The sequence below is a fragment of the Pseudomonas sp. NFPP07 genome (assembly GCF_900115645.1).
Taxonomy (GTDB): domain Bacteria; phylum Pseudomonadota; class Gammaproteobacteria; order Pseudomonadales; family Pseudomonadaceae; genus Aquipseudomonas; species Aquipseudomonas chlororaphis.
This window is the reverse complement of sequence record NZ_FOXG01000001.1, coordinates 66,819-92,322: the sequence shown is the minus strand read 5'-3', so window position 1 is coordinate 92,322 and position 25,504 is coordinate 66,819. Positions and strand designations below refer to the sequence as shown.

General features: G+C 63.6%; 19 protein-coding genes. 7 read left to right on the top strand and 12 right to left on the bottom strand.

Going from position 1 to position 25,504, the window contains the following annotated elements; all coding sequences use genetic code 11:
• The first annotated feature begins 44 nt into the window (after window positions 1-44).
• Entirely contained in the window at window positions 45-935 is an 891-nt protein-coding gene (locus tag BM019_RS00385; RefSeq protein ID WP_009044939.1) for an ATP-binding protein, read from the top strand.
• Window positions 932-1,414 carry a GAF domain-containing protein gene (locus BM019_RS00380; RefSeq protein WP_092417363.1) on the top strand — a complete coding sequence of 161 codons (483 nt, stop codon included), beginning with the start codon at window positions 932-934 and terminating at the stop codon, window positions 1,412-1,414. Before BM019_RS00385 ends, BM019_RS00380 begins: the two co-directional genes overlap by 4 nt.
• A gap of 6 nt (window positions 1,415-1,420) precedes the next feature.
• Here the strand turns inward: BM019_RS00380 and BM019_RS00375 are convergent, their stop codons facing one another.
• The 10 genes from BM019_RS00375 to BM019_RS00330 all read right to left on the bottom strand — a co-directional run bounded on the left by BM019_RS00375 (window position 1,421) and on the right by BM019_RS00330 (window position 19,263).
• Window positions 1,421-4,369 carry an HD domain-containing phosphohydrolase gene (locus tag BM019_RS00375; RefSeq protein ID WP_092417362.1) on the bottom strand — a complete coding sequence of 983 codons (2,949 nt, stop codon included), beginning with the start codon at window positions 4,367-4,369 and terminating at the stop codon, window positions 1,421-1,423.
• 206 nt (window positions 4,370-4,575) lie between these two features.
• Window positions 4,576-6,597, bottom strand: a complete 2,022-nt coding sequence (locus tag BM019_RS00370; protein ID WP_239691033.1) for an ATP-binding protein — start codon at window positions 6,595-6,597, stop codon at window positions 4,576-4,578.
• 191 nt (window positions 6,598-6,788) lie between these two features.
• Window positions 6,789-7,415 carry a response regulator transcription factor gene (locus BM019_RS00365; RefSeq protein WP_009044936.1) on the bottom strand — a complete coding sequence of 209 codons (627 nt, stop codon included), beginning with the start codon at window positions 7,413-7,415 and terminating at the stop codon, window positions 6,789-6,791.
• Between the two features lie 297 nt (window positions 7,416-7,712).
• Window positions 7,713-12,683: a hemagglutinin repeat-containing protein gene (locus BM019_RS00360; protein WP_092417360.1), complete on the bottom strand. Its 4,971-nt coding sequence runs from the start codon at window positions 12,681-12,683 to the stop codon at window positions 7,713-7,715.
• 111 nt (window positions 12,684-12,794) lie between these two features.
• Window positions 12,795-14,417: a ShlB/FhaC/HecB family hemolysin secretion/activation protein gene (locus tag BM019_RS00355; RefSeq protein ID WP_239691040.1), complete on the bottom strand. Its 1,623-nt coding sequence runs from the start codon at window positions 14,415-14,417 to the stop codon at window positions 12,795-12,797.
• 858 nt (window positions 14,418-15,275) lie between these two features.
• The gene (locus BM019_RS00350; RefSeq protein WP_092417358.1) at window positions 15,276-16,607 is read right to left on the bottom strand and encodes a deoxyguanosinetriphosphate triphosphohydrolase; all 1,332 of its coding nucleotides are present in this window, start codon (window positions 16,605-16,607) and stop codon (window positions 15,276-15,278) included.
• Between the two features lie 316 nt (window positions 16,608-16,923).
• Window positions 16,924-18,087, bottom strand: a complete 1,164-nt coding sequence (locus tag BM019_RS00345) for an EAL domain-containing protein (protein ID WP_009044933.1) — start codon at window positions 18,085-18,087, stop codon at window positions 16,924-16,926.
• Window positions 18,088-18,222: 135 nt separating this feature from the next.
• Entirely contained in the window at window positions 18,223-18,564 is a 342-nt protein-coding gene (locus BM019_RS00340; protein ID WP_007923255.1) for a hypothetical protein, read from the bottom strand.
• Complete coding sequence (locus BM019_RS00335; RefSeq protein WP_009044932.1) at window positions 18,561-18,947, bottom strand: phage holin family protein; 387 nt, start codon at window positions 18,945-18,947, stop codon at window positions 18,561-18,563. Before BM019_RS00335 ends, BM019_RS00340 begins: the two co-directional genes overlap by 4 nt.
• Window position 18,948: 1 nt before the next feature.
• Window positions 18,949-19,263, bottom strand: coding sequence for an ElaB/YgaM/YqjD family protein (locus BM019_RS00330; RefSeq protein ID WP_007923257.1), 315 nt, complete (start codon window positions 19,261-19,263; stop codon window positions 18,949-18,951).
• A gap of 332 nt (window positions 19,264-19,595) precedes the next feature.
• On the opposite strand from BM019_RS00330, the gene BM019_RS00325 reads away from it, so the two are divergent.
• Window positions 19,596-20,804 (top strand): ammonium transporter, encoded by a 1,209-nt coding sequence (locus BM019_RS00325; protein WP_092417357.1) that lies wholly within the window; start codon window positions 19,596-19,598, stop codon window positions 20,802-20,804.
• A gap of 49 nt (window positions 20,805-20,853) precedes the next feature.
• On the opposite strand, the gene BM019_RS00320 is transcribed toward BM019_RS00325, so the two are convergent.
• Window positions 20,854-22,812 carry a cation:proton antiporter gene (locus BM019_RS00320; protein ID WP_092417356.1) on the bottom strand — a complete coding sequence of 653 codons (1,959 nt, stop codon included), beginning with the start codon at window positions 22,810-22,812 and terminating at the stop codon, window positions 20,854-20,856.
• Window positions 22,813-23,028: 216 nt separating this feature from the next.
• On the opposite strand from BM019_RS00320, the gene BM019_RS00315 reads away from it, so the two are divergent.
• From BM019_RS00315 to BM019_RS00300, 4 genes are all read left to right on the top strand, one after another.
• The gene (locus tag BM019_RS00315) at window positions 23,029-23,265 is read left to right on the top strand and encodes a glutaredoxin family protein (RefSeq protein WP_009044929.1); all 237 of its coding nucleotides are present in this window, start codon (window positions 23,029-23,031) and stop codon (window positions 23,263-23,265) included.
• A gap of 112 nt (window positions 23,266-23,377) precedes the next feature.
• Window positions 23,378-23,806 (top strand): S24 family peptidase, encoded by a 429-nt coding sequence (locus BM019_RS00310; protein WP_009044928.1) that lies wholly within the window; start codon window positions 23,378-23,380, stop codon window positions 23,804-23,806.
• Between the two features lie 56 nt (window positions 23,807-23,862).
• Window positions 23,863-24,183 (top strand): hypothetical protein, encoded by a 321-nt coding sequence (locus BM019_RS00305; RefSeq protein ID WP_007923266.1) that lies wholly within the window; start codon window positions 23,863-23,865, stop codon window positions 24,181-24,183.
• An 88-nt stretch (window positions 24,184-24,271) separates the two neighbouring features.
• Entirely contained in the window at window positions 24,272-25,162 is an 891-nt protein-coding gene (locus BM019_RS00300) for a pseudouridine synthase (RefSeq protein ID WP_009044927.1), read from the top strand.
• Between the two features lie 81 nt (window positions 25,163-25,243).
• On the opposite strand, the gene BM019_RS00295 is transcribed toward BM019_RS00300, so the two are convergent.
• Entirely contained in the window at window positions 25,244-25,465 is a 222-nt protein-coding gene (locus tag BM019_RS00295) for a YgdI/YgdR family lipoprotein (RefSeq protein WP_007923269.1), read from the bottom strand.
• Window positions 25,466-25,504 lie beyond the last annotated feature (39 nt).

Here is a 25,504-nt window from a genome sequence, read left to right as displayed (position 1 = left end):
TCTGCGTGCCACATCATTACTGGGAACCTGCCCGAGGAGAAGTCGTGGAATCTCGATTGAATGCTTTTCTTGAGCGCGCCGATGCGGTTCTGGCGCGTATCGAGCCGCTGTTGCCCGCGCCGCGACAAGCCATCGACTGGACCCAATGCCTGGCCGCGCGCTGGCAGCGTGAAGGCCGCAGCGGTTTCCTGCTGCCGCTGGAGGTCAGCCTGGACATGCGCCTGTCCGATCTGATCGGGGTCGACAACCAGCGCGACCAGCTGGGGCGCAATACCCGCCAGTTTCTCGACGGCCTGCCGGCCAACCACGCCTTGCTGTGGGGCTCGCGCGGCACCGGTAAATCGTCGCTGGTCCGCGCGCTGCTGGCCGAGCATGCCCAGCACGGCCTGCGCCTGATCGAGATCGAGCGCGATCACCTGGCCGACCTGCCGCGGGTGGTGGAGCAACTGGTCAAGCTGCCGCAGCGTTTCGTGCTGTTCTGCGACGACCTGTCGTTCGAGTCGGGCGAGGGCGACTACCGGGTACTCAAGAGCGTGCTCGACGGCTCGCTGGAGCAGGCCCCGGACAATGTGCTGCTATACGCCACGTCCAACCGCCGGCACCTGGTTCCGGAGAAGGAAAGCGACAACGAGAACTGGAAGCGCGTCGATGGCGAGTTGCACCCGAGCGAAGCGGTGGAAGACAAGATTGCCTTGTCGGACCGTTTTGGCCTGTGGTTGTCGTTCTACCCCTTCACCCAGGAGCACTACCTGAACGTGGTCGAGCACTGGATCGGCGAGTTGGGAGGCAAGGCCGGCCTGCAATGGCAGCGTGACGAAGCCCTGGACATCCTCGCCGTGCGCTGGGCTACCGGCCGTGGCAATCGCAATGGTCGCTGCGCGTATCAGTTCGCGCGCTACTGGGTAGGTTTGAAGCTGTTGGAGCAAAAAGCATGATCGATCTGCAGAACACCGGCAAAGGCCTGGACGGCTATGCCTTGCTGTGCGCCCAGCTGGAATCGTTGCTGGCCGACGAGCGCGATTTCATCGCCAACGCCGCGCAATTCTCAGCGTTTCTGTTCAACCAGCTGGACGACTTGAACTGGGCCGGGTTCTACCTCAATCGCAACGAGGAACTGGTGCTCGGCCCGTTCCAGGGCCAGATCGCCTGTGTGCGCATTCCCTTCGGTCGTGGTGTGTGCGGCGCGGCCGCGGCGAGCCTGCAGACCCAGCGGGTCGAGGATGTGCACGCGTTCCCCGGGCATATCGCCTGCGACAGCGCTTCCAACAGTGAACTGGTGGTGCCCCTGGTCAAGGATGGACGGTTGATCGGCGTGCTGGACCTGGACAGCCCCCAAATCGCCCGCTTCACCCTCGAGGACCAGGCTGGCATCGAGCGCCTGGCGGCGATCTTCCTGCGCCTGACCGACTGCTGAGCCTCGTCAGTCCCTAAGCCCGGCCTTGCCCAGCACGGCCTCGGGGTCTACCCCGTCGATCTGCTGCGGTTCCATGAAGCGGTCGGCGTACTGCTGGTAGATCCCGGTCTGGATGAACAGCTCGAACAGTTCCGGATCGATATGGGCAGTGCGGCACATGGTTGCCATGATGCCCAGCGCTTCGCTCAGGGTCTTGCCCTTCTTGTAGGGGCGGTCCGCCGCCGTCAGGGCTTCGAAGATATCGGCGATCGCCATCATCCGCGCCGGCAGGCTCATCTGCTCCCGTTTCAGCTGCTTGGGATAACCGCTGCCATCCATTTTCTCGTGATGGCCGCCGGCGATCTCGGGAATGCTGCTCAAATGGCTGGGGAAGGGCAGGTGGTTGAGCATCAGGATGGTCTGCACCATATGGTGATTGATCACGTAGCGCTCTTCCCGGGTCAGGGTGCCTTTGCCGATTTTCAGGTTGTACAGCTCGCCACGGTTGTACTTGTAGGGCGGCACATCGAGCTTGAAGCCCCAGGGGTTGTCCGCCGGGATCAGCTCGGCGGGGTTGCGTTCGATCAGCTGCTCGGGCTTGTCGGCCAGCAACTGTTCGGTGACCGGCAGGGTCGGTGACGGTGTGCGTTGCTGGCGGTGGTTTTCTTCCCATGACACGCCCAGGCGGTCGTCCAGGGTGCGGCTCCAGGTGCGCCGGGCAATGCTTTCAAGTCGTTGCAGATCGGCCTCGGCCATGGCTTCGTTACCGAGGTTGCAGCGGGCGATAAAGGCAAAGTCGTCGTCCAGTTCTGCCAGGCCGGCATCGCGGATCGCCGCCAGCGAAGCGTCATCGCCACCCTGGGCGCGGGCCTGCCAATAGTCGATCCAGAGATCGCGCTTGAGCACCTCGACGCGGGTGCGGATTTCATGGATGCGGTCGTTCAGGGTTTCCAGCTTGGTGGCCTTGTCGACCACGTACTCGGGGGTGGTGATCTTGCCGCAATCGTGCAACCAGGCGGCGATATGCAAGGCCTCCCACTCATCTTCGCTGGGCCGGTAGGCGCTGAACGCCGGCTGCTGGCTGGCCGCGGCGGCCTGGGCCAGCATCAGCGTCAGCGCCGGCACTCGCTGGCAATGCCCGCCGGTGTACGGGCTCTTGGCGTCGATCGCCCCGGCCAGCAGTTGGATGAAGGCGTCGAGCAACTGTTTTTGCCGGTTCTGCAGGCGCTGGCTGTCGATGCTGACCGCCGCGGCGCCGGAAACCGCCTGCAGGAACGCGACGCGGTCCGGGCCGAGTTTTTCCAGGTCGGCTTCCTGGCCGCTGTCGGCCAGCAGCAGCACAAGGATGCCGACGGTTTCGTTGTGGCGATTGTGCAGGCGGATACCGATCAGGTGCACGCTGGGGCAGTTCATCGCCAGCAGCACGCCTTGCAGGTCGGCCGCCTGCTCGAACCCCAGGGTCGTGACCAGGCTCTCGCCGTTCGCCAGTTGCCGCAGCCATGCGGGGCTTGCCTCGTGCTGGATGTCCTGGCTGCGTACATCGAACGCCTGCAAGTCCTGGACAACACCGGCGATGATCAGGCCGTGGGGCTTGAGGTTCATGCCATCGTTTTCGCGCAGGTAGATCAGCCCGGCCTGGGCCTGGCCGATCTTCATGGTTTCAACCAGCACCCGTTGCAGCAACGGGTCGAAGCGGGTTTCCGCGGAAAGGCTGGCGGTGATCTCGAAAAAGCTGGCCAGGGTGTCCTTCATGCGGGCCATCGACACGCTTAACTGATCGATTTCCAGCACGGGCGAGCGGCGCGTCAGCGGGTAATCGAAATCGAAACTGCGGATGGCATCGGCTTCCTGCACCAGGGCGCGCAGCGGCCTGACCAGCACGCGCGAGGTCAACCAGCCGAGCGGCAGGCACAACAGCAGAATGCCCAAGGTGATGAGTGCGCCTTGCCAGCGCATGCGATAGGCGTCCGCCAGCAGCTCGTCCTCGGGCACCAGCAGCGCCAGCTGCAACCCACCGGGTCCACCTTCCTGCAGGTGCCGGCTGGCAACTATCCATTGGCGATCCTTGAGTTGCAGGCGATTGCCCTGGACCTTGCCTTGCAGCAGCGCGTCGAGGGCCGGGTTCAGGTCATTGGCGCGGATCAGCCGGGCGCTCTGTTCTTCGACGATCAGGCGACGGCTGTCCGGGTAGGCCACGGCATGGCCATTGCCATCCACCAGGGCGATTTCGGTGCTGGGCGTGACCCGATGCTTGGCCAGGGTCGCCGAGAGTTGTTCCAGGGTCAGGTCGGCCCCGATCACCGCATGGTTGCCGCTGCGGCGGGCGAGGGTGGTGCCGACGTTGCGGGTCGAGAAAAAGACGTAGGGCTCGGTGGTGATCTGATCGGTGTCGTCCTTGGCGCCCGCAAACCAGTTGCGGGCGCTCGGGTCGTAGGATTCCTGGGGATTGTCGCGGCGGCTGACGGGGCCGAGGCTGGCGTCGTAGAACAGCGACTGCGAATGCAGTTGCCCGGTGTGGCGGTCACGTTCGATGCTCCAGACTTCGTAGGCCGCGGCTTCAGGGGCCTGGCGAGCTTGTTTCAAAGCCTGGGTGCGCAAGGGCCGGACCATGAAAAAATCCCCATCGGCATAACCCACATAGAGTGAGGCCAGGTCGGGGTTGTCCTTGAGCGATTGGCTGAAAGGCCCAAGCAGCGCCAGGCGTTGCTCGAGGTCGCCGGCCTGGATGGCCGGGTTGCCCACCAGCAGGCTGAGCAGATGGCGAATCGGTTCGTAGGTCGCTTTCAGGTCCAGTTGCACGTCCTGTTCGATGCGCTGGAACAGTTTTTCACTGCTGGAAAGGATGATGCGGGTGGTCTGCTGGTAATTGAAAACGCCCAGCACCACGCCGGTCAGCAGAAGCAGACAGGTGAACATCACGCTGATATGCACATGGAGAGGAAATCGGCGTTTATCGAACGACAGCGTGCTTGGCATTGCAGCTCTCTCCAGGGGGCGCGTGATGCGCAACTCAACGTTTGAGCATAGTTAAGGCAGGTGCATTGCGCTCAGGGGAAGCAGCTCCGGGGGGCGTTGCGAATTGCATTGCCATGAGGCGTTTGGGGCCGACTGACAGAATAGTGGCTTTTTGATATTTGTCTGGCAACTAGCCGCCCCACAAGTTGCTGCGCTGGTGATGGGGATCAGGTCGTGGCTGGGCTGTGCTGTTGATCGATTTGCCACAGCAGGGCCCGTTCGAGCTTGAGCATGGCCTGTTCCAGGGCGGTTCTGCGTTGCATCAGGGTTTGCCTGTCCGCGTCTTGCAAAACAGCCTGCTCAAGGGCTTCGCACTGCGCTTCAAGGTCTTTTGCCTGCACCATCAGGGCCGAGCCCTTGATCTTGTGGGCGAGTTCCGCCAGTGCCTGGAGCGGGGGCTCGCAGGGCAGGGCCATCAGTTGCTGGCGGTCCCGGTAGCTGCAATGCAGCAGTTCGGTAAGGATGCGCAGGGCGAACTGCGGTTTGCCGCGGGACAGAGTGCGCAGCGCCTTCAGGCTGAACACGCCATTCCAGGGCCGCGGTTGCAGGCCCGCCAGTTTATGGCTGAGGGTCGCCAGGCCGACAGGTTTGAACAGGCAGTCGTCGATGCCGGCCTGTTCGCACTGCTGCCTCTCTCGCGGCCTGGGGCTGGCGGTCACCCCCAATACCCGGCAAGCCGCACGGGACTCCAGGCGTTCATGCTCGCGGATGGCGCGGACCAGGTCGTAGCCGTGCATGCCCGGCATGTTGCAATCGACGATGAGCAAGTCGAAGAACCCCTTGCACCAGAGCTCGAAGCCTTGCTCGACGTCTTCGGCGGTGCGGCAACGGTGCCCGAGAAAGTGCAGTTGTTCGCTCAGCAGCAGGCGGTCCGCCGCATGGTCATCGATCACCAGTACGTTCAAGGCCCGGGTGGCAGGGGCAATGAGTGGCTCGACGAGGGGCGCGGGTTTTCGCGCTGGCTGACAGGCCAGCGGCAACAGGACCCGGACTTCCGTGCCTATGCCCGGCTGGCTGGTCAGTTGCAGCGTGCCCTGCATGAGCTCGCAGAGGTGGCGGCAAATGGTCAGGCCCAGCCCTGCGCCGTCAGGTCTGGATGGGATGCGCGCCTGGGCCTGGAAGAAGGGTTCGAACAGCTTGTGCTGATCTTGCTCGTCGATGCCGATGCCGCTGTCCGTCACTTGCAGCATCAGCCGCACCTGTTGCGGCTGCGTGGCCGCTTGCAGGTCGAGATGGATTTTGACCTGACCCTGTTCGGTGAACTTGATCGCGTTGTGCAGCAGGTTGCCCAGAACCTGCTTGAAACGCAGTGGGTCGAGCAGCACATCGACCGGCTCGACGCTGGAGTGGAAGGTCGGTAGCAGCTTGAGGTGTTTCTTCCGGGCCTGGCTGTCGAACTCCCTGACGATGGATTCGACAAGGGCGCGCGGCTCGAGCCATTCGGGCGCCAGGTCCAGGCACCCCGATTCGATGCGGGCGATATCGAGGGTGTCGTCGACCAGGTCCTGCATCGCCCGGGCCGAGCGATAAGCCATTTCAATGACCGGACGATCCTGGGACTGGCTGTCGGTGCGCTGCCGCAGCAGTTCCAGCGCACCGATCAGGGCATTCATGGAGCGGCGCAGTTCGTGGCAGGTACTGGCCAGGAAAGCGCTTTTCGCCAGGCTGGCCGCTTCGGCCTGTTGTAGGGCGGCCTTGAGGCTGTCGCTGAGCCGATGGCGTTCGCTGATATCGACCCAGCCGCCGATGATGCCCTGGACCTCGCCGTTCGCGTCCCGGTAGGGCAGGACCCAGTGCTGGACGGTCAGTTCCTCTGCGTTCAGGCGCAGTGGCCGGTCACGCAGCAGCGGGCTGTCTTGCGCCATGACGCGCTGGTAGTCGGCGTGATATTCGCGGGCCTGCTGGGGATCGTCCAAAAGTCCCTGCAACAGGTTTTTGCCGATGACCTCTTCGCGCCGGGCGGCGAAGCTTTCCAGGTAGCTGGCATTGCAGCTTTGCAGCAGGCCCTGGCGGTCGCGCACGTAAGTCGGATGCGGCACGCCGTCGATCCAGGCCTGCATGAAGGCGAGCTGCTGCCTGAAGTCATGGGTGGCCTGTTGCTGCTGGGTCAGTCGCCGGTGCAGCCAGGCATTCCAGCCCAGGGACGCCAGCAGCGGCACGCCGAGCCCCAGGCCTGTGAGCAGGAGCAACCCGCGATGGCCGTTATCGAGAGGCGGGGAGGCGGCCGATTCAAGACAAGGCGCCGTGTCAGGGCACTGAGGGAGGGATGTCTTTGCCAACTCTGGTTGCCCGGCCTCGGCCAGGCCAAACAACAGGAACAGCGAAACTGCCGTGGCCGTCAGGGTTAAATAATAAAGAATGGGTTTGAACATCCTGTTTCTCACACCAGTTCGTGACGTTGTGCCAACTCGATAAGTTCCGCCATGGAAGTCGCGCGAAGTTTGTGCATGATTCTTTTTTTATAGGTACTGACGGTCTTGCCACTGAGAAATATGCTGTTGGCTATTTGCGTACTGGTGCTGCCCTTGGCAAAAAGTTGCAACACCATCAATTCCCGATCGCTGAGCAACATCAAGCGGCTCAGTTCGTTGTTTGTCGTTTCATCCTGACGCGGCGTTTGCAGGGCATGGCTCGGAAAGTAGTTGTAGCCGCACAGCACCGCCTTCATGGCGCTGAGCACTTCGCTCAGGTCTTCCTGCTTGCACACATAGCCGCAGGCCCCGGCCTGCATGCAGCGCGCGGCGAACAGGGCCGGCGATTGTGCCGTCAGCACCAGCACCCGCAAGGACTTGTCCAGGGCGCCGAAACGCAGCAGCAGTTCCAGCCCGTCGAGCTTGGGGATGCTGATATCGAGCACGATCAGGTCCGGCATGCTGTCGCGAACCATTTGCAGGGCATCGACACCGTTATCGGTTTCGCCGACGACTTTATAACCCTCATGTTCCAGCAACATGCGGATGGCCAGTCGGATAACGGGATGGTCGTCGATGATGAAAACAGAACTCATGGTCAAACCCGTGGAAATAAATACAGGTCTGGACCTTAGCGCAGGCAGGACAGTGGATATATGCGGGTTAAGGCGGGGTTGGGGACAATAAGGCAGTTCTTACATGAAAGACGGTTTCGGATTACAGCGGTTTTTCAGTTGAAAGTAGGAATGAGTATCCAGCCATGTAAAAGGTAAGGAGATATTGGCGGTTTAGTGCACTTTTTCGCAGGGCAATAAAGGGCGCTGAGAAGAGACGGGAGCCAGGCAAAGGCTGCCCCCCGTTCATGGGGGGCAGCCGCTTACGGAGCGCTTGCCTCAGGGCGCTTTCTGATCGATGCCGGCCTGCAGCAGCTGGCTGTCGCTATGGCCGCCGACGCGCAGCGGCCCCAGGTTGAACGCCTGGTCGTTGCGGGTGGCGTCGTCCTGCTTGCGGGTCAGCTCATCCTTGGCGCCGAGGGCCAGGTTGACCGGCGACTTCGACAGGTTGAGCCCGACGTCGGCGCGGTAATCCGTGCCCGCCAGCGCGGTGCTCGTGACGGTCGAGCCGCCGAGGTCGACCTTGCCTTCGCTGGCGCCGATCCGCGCGCCGCTCAGCTGGGTTTCACCCGACACCTGCAGGTTGACCCCGCGGCTGCCGCTGATGCCAGAAGCCTCGGCCACGCTGTCCTTGCTCTGACGGCTGACATTCAGGTTCAGGGTCGGCGTGTAGGAGGTGTTGCCGCTCTTGTCGCCGAACAGCACGCCTTGCGCGGTGTTGGTCAGCTTGCTGCCAGCGCCGGTTTTCTCGCTGACGGCGTAGCTGTCGCTGGTTTTCGGCCAGACCCGTTCCTTGAGGCTGGAGAAGCGATCGCCCAAGGCTTCGGTTTTGTCGGCGAGGTAGCTCTTGGCTTTGTCCACGCCGCGACCGAAGGCGCCCTTGGGTTCCGGGTTGACGTCATAGCTGCCGCTGCGGGTGAATTTCTCGCCCAGGCGTTCCTTGGCGATTTCGGCCTTGTTCACCAGGTTGTCCTTGGCCGCAGTCAGGCGCTCGGTGCCTTTGTCGACGACGTTTTCCAGCTTCTCGCGGTGCTTGTCGAAACCGCCTTCGGCCTTGGCCTGCAGCTTGTCCTTGAGCGGGCCGGTCTGTTTGGTCAGCTTGTCGACCACGCCAGGCTGGTTCTTCTCCGCGTCCAGGCGGGCATCGAGGTTGACCGTGGTGCTGCTGAGCTGGTCCTTGCGGCTCTCTACCTTGAGATCGCCACCGATCCGCCCATCGACCTGATTGGCGTCGATGCGCGCCCCTGCCAGATGGGTGTCGCCGTTGCTATTGAGCGTCACCTGGTCGGCCTTGATCAGGCTGTTGTGCTGGGTGGTGCTGTGCAGTTGCTCGACGTCGATCTTGGCCCGGGCGTGGATACCGCGATCGGTTTTCGGCGAGTCGTGTTCGCCAGCGTCGGCGCGGGTGGTCTTGCCGCCATTGCCGCCGGCGCCCAGGGTCAGGCCCCAGTTGTTGTGGGCCTGGGTGGACTGCGCCGACTCCTGGTAGATCCCGCCCTGGTCGGCGCTGAGGGTGACACCCTTGGCCTCGACCTGAGTGCCCTGCAGGTGCAGCGCGGTAGTGCTGTCGGAGCCGCTGGCGAGTGTTACCTGGCCATTGCTGTGCAGTTGCCCGCCGGTCTGGTTCTGGTCCTGTTCCGAGACCCGGCCGATGTTGAAGTTGGCGCTCAGGCTGGCGCTCTTGCCGCTGCTCTGCTCGCTGCTGGTCTTGCTGGCGCCGCCCGTCAGGCCGCCACCGAGGTTGCTGCCCTGGCTGCTATGGGTGTCGACCGCGGCCTGCAGGTCGAGTTTGCCGCCGGCGTTCAGGTTGATGTCGCCGGTCTTGGCGGTCTTGCTGCCGATGGTGGTGCCCTGGAGGATCAGGTCGCCGCCGCTGGTCAACTCGACCGGGCCCTTGCCCTGGATAGTCGCGACCCGCGCCTGGCTGTCCTGCTGATCCAGGCGCTTGTGGTCCAGTTGTACGCCGGCGCCGAGGTTGAGGTTATTGCCGTTGGCGCCCGGTGCGCTACCGACGGTGAGCGAGGCATCGCCGCGCAGGCTGGAGTCGCTGCTGTTCTGCCGGTCATTGGCCTGGTTCAGCGCCAGTTCGCCGCCGCTGTGCAGCTTGACGCCGGCGTCGCCGCCATCGAACCGGCTGCCTTCGTACTGGCCATCGCCGTTCAGCGCGATATCCACGCCCTGTTTGCCGACATAGCTGCCGACCACCGCCTTGCTGCTGTCGCTGCGCTTGTCGCTGCGCTTGTCGCTGCTGCCGCCAGCGCCGCTGCCACGCACGTTCACGTCCTCGCCGGTGGTGGTGTAGACCCGCACGCCGGCCTTGGCGTCCAGCGCCTGCTCGCTGCTGCTGTGGGTATCGCTGGCGGCCTTGGCCACCTGGCTGCCGGCGTCGATCTTCAGCGCGCCTTGAGTCGCCTCGTAGCGGCTGCCTTCATCCTGCAACTGGCCGGCGACCTTGACCCCGACCTGGCCACCCGTGAACTGGCTGACCACGGCGGTGCTGCCTTGCTCGGTGCGCTGTTTGTTCTGGTGGCCGACTTCCACGTCCAGGCCAACATTGGGTTGTTCCAGGGCATCGAGCAGGCCCGGTTGATGGAACTTGCGCTGGGCCACGCCTTCGATGGCTTTTTCCACCGGGCGGGTCAGGCCCTTGTATTCGACGTTGGCGCCGATATCGGCGCTCCAGGTGTTTTCCTTGTGGCTGGTGGACTCGCTGTCGCGCGCCGCGCGGTTGTCGACCTGCTCGGCCTTCACCAGCAGCTTGTCGCCGGCCTTGACCTGGGCACCCTCGGTCACCAGGGTGTTGCCGGCTTTGATGGTCAGGTTGCCGGTGGCATTGATGCCGGTGGTGTTGGCGGTGCGGGTATCGCGGGTGTCCTGGGTGCTGCTGTGGGCGAATTCCACACCGTTGCCGGCGCGGTCCAGGCCGCCGGTGTAGTAGAAGCCGCCGCCGGTGGTGCGGGTGTCGGTGCTGCTGCTCTTTTGGTCGTGATCGGCCAGCAGCTCGACCTGCTGGCCGCTGAGGCTGGCATCGCCGTGGGTGGCTTTCAGGTCGCCGCCCTTGATGCTCAGGTTGCCCTTGGCAGCGACTTCCAGGCTGCCGCCGCTGAGGCTCGAACCCTGTTGTTGGGTGTCGCTGGTCTTGACCGTTTTCTGCTGGTCTTCGTAACGCACGCCGGCACGGTATTGCCGGGTGCCCGGGGCATTCTCCTTGGCATAGGCGTCGAAGCCACGGGTGTGGGTCGTTTTTTCGCTCTGCGTAGTGTCCTGCGCCGAGTCGATCTTGATGTCGCCGCCAGCCTTGGCTTCGAGCTTGCCGGTCGCGGTCACTTGCGCGCCGCTGATGGCGATGTCCTGGGTGCTTTTAAGCTCGAGGTTGCTGTCCGAGCGCAGGTCGCTGGTGACGGTGGTGCTGTCTTTGCGGTTCTGCCGGCTTTCGTCCTTGGTGATGCCGAAGAACTTGCTGTCCTTGCTGTAGCTGTTGTCGTGGGAGCGGTCCTGCACGCCGTCGATGATCAGCGAGCCGTTTTCGCTGATCACGCTGGCCTGCTTGCCGCCACGGGCCTGGCTGCCGCTGATGCGGACTTCGTCGGCCTTGACGATCAGGTCGCCCTTGGCGTTGACCTTGCTGCCCTTGTTCAGGGTCTTGCCCTTGTCGCCGTCGCCGTTCTTGCCGAAGAAACTACCGCCGACCAGGTCGCCGGAGTAGGACTTGTCGTTGTTGCTCTGGGTGCGGCTGGCGCTGGTGATGTCCACCTGGCGCCCGGTCAGCTCGATATTGTTGCTGGCCAGTTCGGCGCCCTGCAGTTGCAGCTGCTTGCGACTGGTCAGTTGTAACTGTTCTTTGGCCTCCAACTGGCTGGTGATACTGCGCTGTTCGCTGCTGGACTTGTCCCAGTCGGCTTTCCACAGGTGCTTGCGGTGCCGGCCCTGGTCGCGTTGGTCGTGGGTTTCGGTGGCGGCGGTCAGGCGCAGGTCGGCACCGCTGTCGACTGTCAGGTTGTTTTTGGCCTTGATCTGGCTGGCCTGGATTTCGGTGTTGGCGCGGGCCTTGAGCTCGGCATCGCGGCGGGCGGTCAGTTGGTTGCCGTGCTGACGGCTGTCGCTGTCGGTCAGGGTGCGGTCGTAGGTTTCCCAGGTGATGCCGATGGTGCTGTTGTGCCACTGCTCGCGCTTTTCCTGGAGCTTGCGGCTTTCGATGGCGCTCAGGGTGAGGTTGCGCCCGGCGTCGAGCTTGATGTCGCGAGCGCTGACATCGGTGGCGGCGAGGCTCAGGTCCTGGCCGCTGCGCAACTGCACGTCGCCCTGGCTGCTGTGCACGCCGGTACGGGTGGCGTCGAGGCTGTCGGGCCTGGCCTGGCCGCTGATGTGCAGGTCGCCGGCGGACGCGATATTCACCCCGTTGTCGCCCTTGACCTGCACCGCGCCGACCCGCACGCCCGCGCCTTCGGCGGTGCTGACAATGTTGATGCGTCCGGCTTGCATGGCGCCGAACAGGCTGGCGTCGATGCGCTGCTCCTGGGTGTTGCCGACCGGATCGGTGCTCAGCACCTTGCCGCTGGCCGGGTCCACGCGGTTGCGCCCGACGGTGAGGTTGAGCTGGTCGCCGGCAGTAAGGTCGCCCTGGCTGTCGATGCGCGGGGCGATCAGGTTGATGCTGCCCTTGGTGTTGCTCAGGCCTCGGCCCTCGACCGTCAACTGGCCCTTGGCGTCGCGGGTGCTCAGGGCTTGCAGCTTGCCGTCGTTGAGCTCGGGGCGGCCCACCAGCAGGCTGGCGTTCGGCGTATTGATGAAGCTGCCGCCGTTGACCGAGATGCCGTTGGGGTTGGCCAGCACATAGTCGGCGGCGCGGCCGAAGATCTCCTGGGCGCCGTTGAGCGCCGAGGCGTTGCGGCTGATCACCTCGTTGAGAATCACGCTGGCGTCCTGGCCATGGAACTGCGGGTTGGCAGCCAGCTGCCCGGCCAGTTGCGAGGCGCCGGCTTGCAGGGCGTTGTTCAGCACCACGCCCTGGCGATCGACGTTGTAGTCGAGGAACTGGTTATGGGAGAGCCCGGCGCCATTGGGCGCGACGATGTTGACGATAGGCACGCCGTTCTGGTTCTGCAGCTGCGGGATACCGCCCGGGCCCGGGGCCACGGTGATGCCGCCGGCCAGCGCCTGCGGCAGATGGGAGACCAGAAGCAGGCTGGCGATGGCCAGGCGCAGTTTGCCCCTGGGGGACAGGTGAAACACAGATGTGTTATCGGGCATAAGAAGCTCTCTATGTGTGGGCCGAGTGGCAGTGCGCGTTGTTCGTTGCAACGCTGCTGTGGTGTTCAGGCTCGGCTGTTTTTTTCAGGCTGATGCACGGTTCGCGGAACCTCAGATCTGCACACTCAGGCGGGTCAGCCAGGTGGGCGATTCATGGTGAAAACGCTCGGGTGTTTCCAGGCTGTGCTGGTAATCGACATCGACTTGCAGGTTCTTCCAGCTCAGGTTCAGGCCGATGCTGGCGCTGCTCAGGCGCTCGCTGCTGGCGCCTTCTTGCGCCTTGATCCGGCCGTGGTCGAAGGCCAGGCGCGGGGTCAGCTTGACCGGCAGATCGTTCTGCAACGGCAGGCGCAGGGTGTTGCGCCAGATCCCGCCGATGGCGCCCGAGGCGCTGTTTTCGCGATAGCCGCGCACGGCGGAGTCGTCGGTGCCCAGCAGTTGTTCGATGGCCGGCAGCGGGTCGGGGCTGTACTGCAGCGACAGCTGGCTCTGCCACTGCCAGGGCTGGCTGCCGAAGCGGCCATTGCGCCATTGGCTGAGGCTGGCGCGGTACTTGCGGAACTGCGCCTGCGGCAGGTTTTTCTGCACCTGTTGCGAGTCGCGGTCGGCGCCGAACCAGGTCAGGCCCTGGGCGTAATTGACATCGAGGTTCCATACCGCGCTGTCGAGCCAGAACAGGTTGAGCCCGGCTTCGGCCACGGTCAGGGTCGGGCTCTGGATGCCCAGGCGGACCTTCTCCAGGTAGCTGTCGACATCCTTGTGGGCCAGTTGCAGGTTGGCGCTCAACTGGTGGCCCTGGTCGCGCCACAGCACGCGGTCGGCGCGCAGGCTGAGCAGGTCGGTGCGCCCGCTGTTGTAGAAGGTCACGCTGCTGAGCTTGAACGGCGCACGGTACTCGGCATGGCTGGCGAACAGGCTGTAGGTCCAGTAGCCGTAGGGGATCGAATAGAAAACGCTGGCGCTGCGGCTGTAGCGCGGGCCGTGATTGAGGGTGTCGCTGAAGTTCAGGTTGAGCGCGTCGTTGAGTTGCAGCGGGCTGTCGAGGCTCAGGTTGACGGAGTTGCGATCGCGCCCGGTACTGGCGCTGCCGAGGTTATCCACACCCAGCCCCAGGGCCCAGCGCGAAGCGCCGCTGCTGCGCGAGCGCAGGATGATCCGCGAGGCGCCGGGCTGGCTGCCGGGGGCGATATCGGCGGTCAGGTCCAGGGAGCGCAGGCGATTGAGCTGGTCCAGGCCCTGTTCCAGGTCGCGCAGGTTCAACGGTTCGCCGAGCATGCCGGGAAAGGCCCCGGCCAGGGAAACCGGCAGGCTCTGGTCGGCCAGCTCGACGGCCTCGACATACCCTTCGTCGACCACGATATCCAGCGAATGGCCGGCGGCGGGGGCGCTGCTCAGGTAAGGGCGGCTGGCGATGTAGCCGGCCTCGACATAGATCCGGGTGATCTGCGCCAGCAGGCGGTTGATCCCGTTCACGCCCATGCAGGGCGCGATATAGGGTTCGAGCTGGCGGTTCAATTGGTCTTTCTTGAACAGCGTGACACCGGCGATCCGCGTGCCGCTCAGGGCCCAGCACTGTTCATCCTCGCCACCGTGGGCGGTTTCGGCGGGAGTTACCGCCGGCGTACCGAAGCTGCCGCGCTGCAACTGGCGCTGGCGCTGTTCCAGCTGCAGTTGTTGCAGGTCGCGCTGTTGCTGTTGCTGCAGGCGCAGGGCTTCCTGACCCGGTTGTGGCATATCGGCGGCGGCCACGGGCAGGGCCCCGGCCAGCAGCGAGAGCAGCAACCAGCCGCGCAGGCCAGGGTGACAGCTGGGGTGACTTGAGGACGTATAGGGCACTCGACATCCTTAATAGTGGAAAACGGATGAGGAAGTGCGGGAACAACTTATCGACACGGATTCATTCCGTGTACTCACTTCCATTTTGACGCTTGAGTCCTGAGCGCGCTCTTTGTTACAGCGGGGGGTGAAACTATTTTGCAAATGCCTGCTGAACTAACAGGTGAAGCCGAAGTTTTAATGTGGGTACTTAGTTCGCTTGCTATTTGTTTTTTGCACCGATCATTCGGGCAGGGTCATGAAAGGGGAACGATCTGTCGCGGAGTGAAATTAATCCTGGTTAACCCATTAGGGGTCGAGACTAGCGGAAACGATAAAGTTGATTTGTACGGAATTTGTAATCGTGGGGCATCCTTAGGGGCCTTGTGCTGCAAGGGTTTCTGCCTGAAGGCTAGGCAGATGTATCGAAAGGTAAAGGTAGGATGTTTGGTTGTGTCGTTAACGATCTGTTTAATTCAGCCTAGTTGGCTTGCTTATCGGGCTGTATGTATCGGTCAATATCGCTAGTTATAGAGCAAGTGCTCTAGGTGGGTGCGGGTGTGTGGAATATTGTCGATCTGGATGACGTCTGGCGAACTTGCTGGAAGTGAACGGCACTCTCAATACAGTGTGAAGTGGCCGGGATTTCAAAGTTGAAGTAACGGCGGTGGCCGGTTACTGCCTGAGAAGAGACTGGGGGAATTCCTTAGTTGTCGACTCACGAGAAACCGCTCGAACGGCCACCTCGATAACGCGAGGTAGCCGCTCGACGGCGGGTCATTGCGGGCTGGAACGCCCGGTCATTTCCCGGGCCATTTCGCTGGCGTAGCTGTCGGTCATGCCGGCGATGAAGTCGATCATGCGCAGGAAGGAGGCATGCAGCGAGCCGTTCGGATCCGGCGCGTTGTTGCCCAGCAGGTCGAGAATCCGCCGGTTCTTGAACGACGGCGTGCGTCCGCCGTGCTGTTCCAGCGCGGCGCCGCAGAACGAATTGAGGAGGATTTCCAGGGTGGTGTAGGCACCGATCTCGTGCAGGGTCTTGCGCTTGTCCTGGAAAATCTTCTTGCGCGCGATGTCCTTGGCATTGAGCACGCAACGCTTGGCCGGGCCGTGCATGTGCTCCACCAGATCGCCCGGCAGGGTGCCGCTGAGCAGGGCGTCCTGCTGTTCGACGAAGGCCCGGGCGGCGGCGTTGGTCAGGTGCTCGATGGCCTTGCCGCGCAGGATCGCCAGCTTGCGTCGGCGCGAGTCCCGCGGGCCGAGCTGGCGATAGGTTTCCGGCAGGTCGTCGCCCACCAGCCCGAGCAGCAGCGACTCGACTTCGGCATAGTCGAGCAGCTCCATCTCCAGCCCGTCCTCGAGGTCGATCAGGGCATAGCAGATGTCATCGGCGGCCTCCATCAGGTACACCAGCGGATGGCGGGCCCAGCGTTGTTCCTCGAGTTGCGGCAGGCCGAGCTTGGTGGCGATCTGTTCGAGCAACGGCAACTCGCTCTGGTAGCAGCCGAACTTGTGCTTCTTGTAGCCCAGGGAGTCGGCGTGGCGCGCGGTCCAGGGGTACTTCAGGTAGGTGCCGAGGGTGGCGTAGGTCAGCCGCGTGCCGCCGTCGAACTGGTGGTATTCCAGTTGGGTCAGCACCCGGAACCCCTGGGCATTGCCTTCGAAGTTGAGGAAGTCGTTGCGCTCGTTTTCGTGCATGGCGTCCAGCCAGCCGCGTCCGGCGGCCTGCTGGAACCAGTGGCGGATCGCGTCTTCGCCGGAGTGGCCGAACGGCGGGTTGCCGATGTCGTGGGCCAGGCAGGCCGATTGCACCACCATCCCCAGGTCGCTGGGTTCGCACCACTCGGGCAGGGCGTCGCGAATGGTCTCGCCGACCCGCATGCCCAGGGAGCGACCAACACAACTGACTTCCAGGGAATGGGTCAGGCGCGTGTGGATATGGTCGTTGCTGGACACCGGGTGCACCTGGGTCTTGCGGCCCAGGCGGCGGAAGGCACCGGAGAAGATGATGCGGTCGTGATCCTTGTGGAAGGGGCTGCGGCCCAGTTCTTCAGAGCTGTGCAGCGGCTTTCCGAGGCGTTCGCGGGTAAGCAGGGTATGCCAATCCAAGGCGGGTCTCTCCGTCGAATGACTGATGGGCTAGCTTCCCGGTTCGCGCCAGCGCCTGCAAGGGGAACAGGTTGAATAACGGGGCCGACCACGCACGCCACTAGGCTCTGTACGAAAAGTGGCTGCGCGCTGGGCGCCTTCGGCGCTACGCGGGCCATGCTGCGCGCTAGACGCCTGCGGCGTTACGCAGAAACAGGCTCGTGCGCGAGTCCGATCGGAATGCTCATTTAGGCCCCTAAAGTCGAACGCGACCCCGGCCGTTCCTCGCCTGTTTTTGCCTTGCCTGACCTTCGCTCGCCGACTTTTCGTACAGACCCTAAAGCCCCGCGGCATCGATATCGATCAACAGCAGGCGCTGGCCATTGTCGAAGAACTGCCCGGCGGTCAGGCAGTACTGGTTGCTGGTGGCGTCGCGGTAGGTGTTCGACAGGGTCAGCCGCCGCTCGTCCCAGCCCTCGGCCAGCAGGTGGTAGAAGTACGGGCGCCACGACCAGTTGTGGCCGACGTAGCTGTGGTCGGCCTGCCAGCGGTCGTGGCGCCATTCCAGGTTCGGCGTCAGCTGGGTGCCGTGGCGATCGCATTGATAGAAGCGCAGCAACCAGGGAAAGGCATCCAGCTGGGGCAACCGTTCGATCGGGGCCCGGGCCTGGGCCCAGTCCTGCAGCAGGGCCATCAGCTCCGCGAGTTGTTGGCGCATCTGCATCAGGCGTCCGCGCTCGGTCAGTTTCTGTTGCACATAGCGCTGGCGTACCCGGGCAAAAGGCGCGACGAAAGCATCGCTGGCGAAGAACGCCTGCTCGGCCCGGGCAAACAGGAAGCCCTGGACATAGCGCGAGCCGCATTCCAGGGCGAAGTTGAGTTCGGTTTCGCTCTCGACCCCCTCGGCGATAATCCAGCAGCCGGTTTTCTCGGCCATCTGCGCCAGGGCCTTGACCACGTCGCTGCTGGGCCCGCCACGGGCCGCGGCCTGGAACAGGCGCATGTCGAGCTTGAGAATGTCCGGTTGCAGGGCCAGCACCCGGTCGAGCTGGGAGTAACCGGCGCCGAAGTCGTCGATGGCGATCCGCACACCGGCTTCGCGGTAGCGCGCCACCACTTCGCTCAGGCGCTGGCTGTTGCCGCTCAGTTCGGTGATTTCGAAGACCACGCGCCGCGGATCGACGCCCTGTTGCTGCAATTGCCTGAGGCTCGGCAAGGGCTGGCCGGCGCGCAGGCGGCTGATCCAGCGGGGCGAGATGTTGATGCTCAGGAACCAGTCGGCGGGCGCTTCATGCAGGCGGCTCAGGGCGTCGGCGCGAATCAGCCGGTCGAGCCGCCGCAGGGCGCTCGAGGAGGTCCGGGGATCGTTGAACAATGGGCCGACCGACAGCAGCTGGCCGTTCGGTTGGCGCAGGCGGCCCAGGGCTTCGACACCGGCAATACGGCCGGTGGCGGTGTCGATGAAGGGTTGAAAGCAGGCAAGCGGTTGCCCGTCGATCACGGGGCCTCCTTGGTTGATCTTGTTGATCCTGGCGCTGCGCCGACGCAACAGGCAGGCACGACCCGACCTCTCGTGGGAGAGGCCGGGTGCGCAGCTATTGCGGGAATGATTGCAAGAATGCAGCCAGATGGCGGCTCAGTGCTTGTTCGAAGAACCTTGCATGACCAGCTTGATCAGCGGCAACAGGCCGGCGCTGAGCCGCACCAGCCGGGCGAAGCTTCTGACGCTGCCGCTCTTGGCGCCTTTGCCGGTGAGAAACCCCAACAGGGTCACGGCAGCCACGCCCCACAACGGCGCGTGCTTGATGCCCAAGCCCTGTTGCCAGCTCTGGCCAAGGCCCCGGACCCGCTGCAAAGGTTGCAGCAACTGTTGGGATTCGTGGCGGATTTCCTGGCGGTGCATTTCCATGCGCAGGCGGATCAGCGCCTTGCGCATCTCGCGCCGGGAGTTGGTTTGCGGGATGTCAGGCAGGCTCATGGCAGCAGGCGCTCCCTGTCGTTGGCCAGCTCTTCAAGGGTGGCGTGGAAGGGCGAGGACTCGTCGAAAATCGCCGCCTTCAGGCGCAGGGCGCAGAACAGCGCCGCCAGCGTATAGAAGACGCACAGCCCGATGATGGCGGTCAGGCGATAGGTGTCCCAGAACAGGATCAGCACCAGCGCCGACAGGCCTATCAACAACAGCAGGGCGAACACCAGGGCCAGCCCGGCGAACAGCAGCAGGCTGACGGTTCTGGCTTTCTGTTCCTGCAACTCGATGCCGAACAGTTCGACGTGGCTGTGCAACAAACCCAGGAAAGCAGCGCCCAGGCGCCGCGTTGAAGAGCCTTGGCCCGCCGTGGAGCCGGATTCACCGATAGCCATATCAGCGCCGGGTCGCCAGCAGGCCGATCAGAAAGCCCACGCCCGCCGCGATGCCCACTGCTTGCCAGGGGTTGCTCTGCACATAGTCTTCGGTGGCGGTGACCGCCGCCTGGCCGCGTTCGCGCAGCGATTGTTCAGTCAGTTGCAGGGTCTCGCGGGCGCGCAGCAGGCTGTCGTGAATCTGCGTGCGTAATTGGTCTGCCTGGTCGCCAGCCAGGGTGGCGGTGTGTTCCAGCAGACGTTCCGTGTCACTGACCAGTGCCTGAAAGTCCGCCATCAGTGTTTCTTGAGCTGTCTTGGTGGTTTTGCTGGCCATGGTTATCTCCGTAGTGGCGTTCTGAAGGGTTCGAGTATGAGCCTTGCGCGAAGGTTCAGTGCAATTGTCTGGTACAGCTTTTGCTTTGTCCTGGTGCGTAAACACGGGTGGTTGCGCCGAAAGCGCGCAGGATGCGGTGCCTGGCAGCTAAAACCTTACCCTAAAAAATCAACACTTATGGAAACACCCCGAGCGATACATCCCTCTCGCAAAAGCGTCGCGCCAAAATGGGTCGTAATACCTGGGTCGACAGGACCTTCGGTGCCAAGTTGGTGCAAAAAAGCGTTCGAGCGGCTCGTGGCTTTTTCCTGAATATCAGGTCTGCCCATTCCATGGAAAATCTGCAAAGCGCTGTGGACACTCTGGTCCATGGTTCCAATACCCTGTTCATCCTCATCGGTGCGGTCATGGTCCTGGCCATGCATGCCGGCTTCGCCTTTCTCGAGGTGGGCACGGTGCGCCAGAAAAACCAGGTCAACGCCTTGTCGAAGATCCTCAGCGACTTTGCGGTCTCGACCCTGGCCTATTTCTTTATAGGCTATTGGATCTCCTATGGCGTCAGCTTCCTGCAACCGGCGGCGGTGATCAGTGCCGATCACGGCTACGGGTTGGTGAAGTTCTTCTTCCTGCTGACGTTCGCCGCGGCCATCCCGGCGATCATTTCCGGCGGCATCGCCGAGCGTGCGCGGTTCGTCCCGCAGCTCTGCGCCACGGCGCTGATCGTGGCCTTTATCTATCCCTTCTTCGAAGGCCTGGTGTGGAACGGCAACTATGGCCTGCAAGCCTGGTTGCAGGAGAACTCTGGCGCGGGCTTCCATGATTTCGCCGGCTCGGTGGTGGTGCATGCCATGGGCGGCTGGCTGGCGCTGGCCGCGGTGCTGTTGCTCGGGCCGCGCAACGGTCGTTATCGCGACGGCAAGCTGGTGGCGTTCGCGCCGTCGAGCATCCCGTTCCTGGCCTTGGGGTCGTGGATCCTGATTGTCGGCTGGTTCGGCTTCAACGTGATGAGCGCGCAGACCCTGCAGGCGGTCAGCGGGCTGGTGGCGGTGAATTCGCTGATGGCCATGGTCGGCGGCACCGTGGCGGCGCTGATCGTCGGGCGCAACGACCCGGGCTTCCTGCACAACGGCCCGCTGGCCGGGCTGGTGGCGATCTGCGCCGGCTCCGACCTGATGCACTCGGTGGGCGCGCTGATCACCGGGGCGATTGCCGGCGCGCTGTTCGTCTGGTGCTTTATCGCCACCCAGACCCGTTGGAAGATCGACGATGTGCTGGGTGTCTGGCCACTGCACGGGCTGTGCGGCGTGTGGGGCGGTATCGCCTGCGGGGTCTTCGGCCAGAGCGCCTTGGGTGGCCTGGGCGGTGTCAGCCTGGTCAGCCAGTTGATCGGTACCGGCCTGGGCGTGCTGGTGGCGCTGGTCGGCGGCTTTATGGTGTACGGCGCGATCAAGGCGCTCTGCGGCCTGCGCCTGACCCAGGAGCAGGAGTATTACGGCGCCGACCTGTCGCTGCACAAGATCGGCGCGGTCAGCCAGGACTGAGCCCATGCGGCCCTGGCTGGAGTCCCCGGCGAGGGCTGCTTGCCGCTGATCATTGGCCGCCGAGCAGGCGCGCCTCCGACGCTTCGATGGCCGCCAGCGGGCCGGACATCAACACCGTATCGCCGGCTCGCAGCAGGGTGCCGGCGGCCAGCTCCAGGTCGCGGCCATCGCGCTGCACGCCTTGCACATCCACGCCCAATTGCTCCAGCGCCAGCTCGCCGAGGGCCAGGTCGCAGGCGTGGGCCGCGCTGCCGAGATTGACCGCATGCATCAGCACCCGCGGCTGGCCGCGATTGTCCAGCAGGTCGGTCTGCGCGCCATGGTAGAAACCATGCAGCAGGCGATAGCGGTTGTGGCGGACTTCATCGACCTTGATCTGTACCTGGTGTTCCGGCAGCCCGAGCATCACCAGCGCATGGGACGCCAGCATCAGGCTTGACTCCAGCAGCTCCGGCACCACTTCGCTGGCGCCGGCGGCTTTCAGTTCGGCCAGTTGGCTGTCGTCCCGGGTGCGCACCAGGATCGGCACGTCGCTGTTGATCCGGCGCGCGCTTTTCAGCACGTTGAGGGCGATGTCGGTCTTGTCCACGGCAATCACCAGCAGCCGCGCGCGTTCGAGGCCGACCGCCGCCAGCAGCTCGGCGCGGCGGGAGTCGCCGTAATGCACGCAGCTTTCGCCGGCCGCGGCTTCCTGGACCCGCACCGGGTCGTCGTCCAGGGCAATGAAACGTTGCTGTTCGCGGCGCAGGAAACGGCCGATCGACTGGCCGACGCGGCCATATCCACAGATCACCACATGGTCCTGCAATGCGGCGTTGAGGGCGCTGATTTCTTCCAGGTGGGCCTCCTGGTTCGGCTTGCGGTGCAGGCGCGCGGCAATGCCCGGGGCGGCGCGCAGCAGCAGGGGCGTCAGCAGCATCGAACAGAAGGTCGCGGCCAGCAGCAGGCCGCTCAGCTCGGCCGGCATCAACTGGCTCTGCTGCATCTGCGCCATCAGCGCAAAACAGAACTCGCCGCCCTGGGCCAGGGCCAGGCCACTGCGCCAGGCCGTCTCGCCGTCGCTGCCGCGCAGCTTGAGCAACAGTGCCACCACGGCGCCCTTGATCAGCATCAGGGCCAGGGTCAGGCCGAGGACCAGCAGGGCATGGCTAGCGAACAATTGCAGGTCGATCAGCATGCCGATGCTGACGAAAAACAGCCCCAGCAGAATGTCGCGGAACGGCCGGATATCGGCCTCGATCTGGTGCCGGTAACGGCTTTCCCCCAGCAGCATGCCGGCGAGGAACGCACCAAGGGCGGGGGACAGGCCGAGCAGGTGGGTCAGCCAGGCGGTCAGCAGGACGATGACCAGGGCCAGCAGCACGAACAGCTCGGCGGAATGGGAGGCGGCCACCTCGTGGAACAGCCGTGGCAGCAGCCAGCGGCTGGCCAGCGCCAGGCCGATGAACAGCAGGGCGGTCTTGCCCAGCGTCAGGGGCAGGGCCCAGTACCAGGCCTGTTCGGTGTCGCCGGCGAATACCGGCACCAGGGTCAGCAACAGCACGGCCACCACGTCCTGGAACAGCAACACGCCGATCGCATTCTGCCCGTGGCTGCTGAAGATTTCCCCGAGGCTGCCTAGCTCCTTGCTGACGATGGCGGTGGAGGACAGCGCCAGGCCCGCACCGAGCAGCAGCGCCGGGATCAGCGGTACGCCGGCGAGAATCAGCAGGCCGCCAAGGACGGCGCCGCTGCACAGCACTTGCAGGCTGCCCAGGCCGAATACCACCTGGCGCAGGGCCAGCATTTTCGAGACGGAAAACTCCAGTCCCAGGGAAAACAGCAGGAACACTACCCCCAACTCCGCCAGGTCAGGCAGGTTTTCGTTGTCGTTGACCCAGCCGAAGGCGGTCGGCCCCACCAGCAGGCCCACGCACAGGTAGCCCAGCACGGGCGGCAGGCGCAGGCGGCGGAACAGGGCAATCACCACCAGGGATGAAGCAAGGATGATCAACAGATTGGCGAACACAGACATCTCCGGGCGGCGGGTTGTAATGACAGAGCGTAGAGGCAAAAAAAGCCGCGAGGGTCGCTCAACCGCAAGTTGGCGGCGCTGACCTGCATCAGCTGTTTGGCAGAATGCTCGACGATGGCCATTGTTGGCCGCAGGGTATTGCGTTCATCGGTCGACGGCTTTTTCCCGCGAGCCTAGAATAAGCGCCTGTCTCTTTTCGGTCTGTCTGTCATGCCTCCTGAATGTCAGCTGTTCGGCACCCTGGGCTGCCACCTGTGCGAACTCGCCGAGGCGGAGTTGATGCCGCTGGTGGAGCACGGGCTGATGGTCGAGCTGGTGGATATCGCGGAAAACGAAACCCTGTTCGAGGCGTATGGCCTGCGTATCCCGGTCCTGCGCCGGGTGGACAACGGCGCCGAGCTGGGCTGGCCGTTCGATGCCGAGCAGGTGGTGGCCTTCCTGCGCTGAGCCGGCTGTCGCTGGCACGACCCTTTCCGTTTGTCGCCTGCGCTGCAATCCCTTGGCGGGATCCCGATTATTCGGTTACTGTATATGCGTACAGTTATCGGGATGGTTCGTCATGTCTCTCACAATCCTCGCCCGCGCCGAGCGTTTGCAGCACCTGTCGCCCGAGCATGCAGGGCACGACGGGTTTGCCGCCGGGCTCACGTTCGAAGGCGGTTTTTCCCTGGATCGCACTGTGGGGCTCGGAGCGCCGCAGATCCGTGCGGTGCTGGTGGATGACGACAGTCTGCTGGGCTTCGGGATCTATCCCGGCGACCGGCTGATCGTCGATCGTTCGGCGGCCCCGGCGGTGGATCAGTACGTGGTGGCCCATCTCGATGGCGAAGACGCCTATGGCGTGCGCCTGCTGGCGCCCGATCCCAAGGGTGGGCTGCTGCTCAAGGCGGCGCGACCTTCGGTTGCACCGATCCCCCTGGACGATCGGGACTCGGCGCAAATCTGGGGCGTGGTGTTGTGGGTGGTCAGTTATGTCGGCCGTGGCTGATATCGAGGCGCAGGGCGTGTGCTCAGTGGATGAATGAGAGGGTAGAAGGACTGATGATGGTCAATGTCGAACAATTGAAGAGCAGTGTGAACCGCATGTCTGCCGATGTGGTGCGCGAAGCGGTACTCGAGCTGCGCCTGGACGGCCTGGTCACGGAAGGCAAGACACCGTTCAACAAGCTGCATTTCAATACCTGTTTCGCGGAAATCGAAGCCCTGTTCCAGCGTGCGGGTTATCACCGGCAACTGGACGTGGTGGGGTATCAGGGGTTGTTGTATGCGCTGTATGACCCGGCCCGCTGGGAGGCGGTCGATGTGCTGCGCTGGCTGAAGGAGTTCACCGATGCCGCCGCGCAAGCCGGCGTGGCCCGGGCTTAGTCGCAGGTTCCGGAGGGGGAAACTCTCCTAGGCTCCCCGGGACCCATGTTGGATAATGTCGCTCTGCATTGTCCGCTCGAGCTTTTGTATGTCTTCCGTACCTTTTTTTGCCGCACAGCATCAGGCCAGCACCCTGTACCTGCCCCCCGGTTCATGGCCAACCGTACTGGATTGCCTGTGTGACCATTTCAGCACCATCAGCCGCGAGCAGTGGCTGAGCCGGATCGCCCGCGGCCGGGTGCTCGATGGACAGGGACTACCGATCGGTGTCGACCTGGCGTACCGCGAAGGCCTGCGCATTCATTATTTTCGCGAAGTGCCCGACGAAAAGATCATCCCGGTGCAGGAGTCGATCCTCTACGTCGATGAGCACCTGGTGGTGGCGGACAAGCCGCATTTCCTGCCGGTCACCCCGGCGGGGGAATATGTCGAGCAAACCTTGCTGCGCCGCCTGATCCGCAGCCTGGACAATCCCCACCTGGTGCCTCTGCATCGCATCGACCGGCATACGGCGGGCCTGGTGTTGTTTTCGGCCAATCCGCAAAGTCGCTCGGCCTATCAGTCGCTGTTCCCGACGCGCAGGATCGACAAGCGCTACGAGGCCATCGCACCGGCCTTGCCCGGTCTTGAGTTCCCGCGGGTGCATAAAAGCCGCCTGGTCGATGGCGAGCCCTTTTTCCGCATGCAGGAAGGGCCTGGTACGCCTAATACGGAAACGGCACTGGAGGTCCGGGAAAAGAACGGTGACCTCTGGCGTTATGGGCTGTATCCGGTGACCGGCAAAAAGCACCAGTTGCGGGTGCACATGAGTGCGCTGGGGGCGGCGATCTGCAACGACCCGTTTTATCCCGATGCGCTCAAGGATGTGGAGGACGATTACGCCAAGCCGCTCAAGCTGCTGGCCCAGGGGCTGCGTTTTACCGACCCGCTGACAGGGGAGGAGCGCGAGTTCGAGAGTCGGATCACCTTGCAGTGGTAATCCAGGCCACTGCTTGCTGTTGCCAGAAACGATAAAGCCCGCGAAAGCGGGCTTTATCGTTCAAGGCAGTAACGGTATGGATTACAGCTCTTTTACCGTACGAACCTGATCCTTGTTGATGCGGGTTTGTTTGCCGTCCAGTTGTTCGAACTCGTAGAAACCGGAATCCTCATCGTATTTCGGCGTATCGACGGCCTGGATTTCGCGACCGTCATTCAGGGTGATCACAGTAGGCGATGCGCAACCGGCGAGAGTGGCAAGGCCCAGTGCAAGCATGAGAGTGGCGAGAGTCCGCTGAATCATTATGTGTCTCCGAGATGAATACTTTTAGTTGCTGTGCTT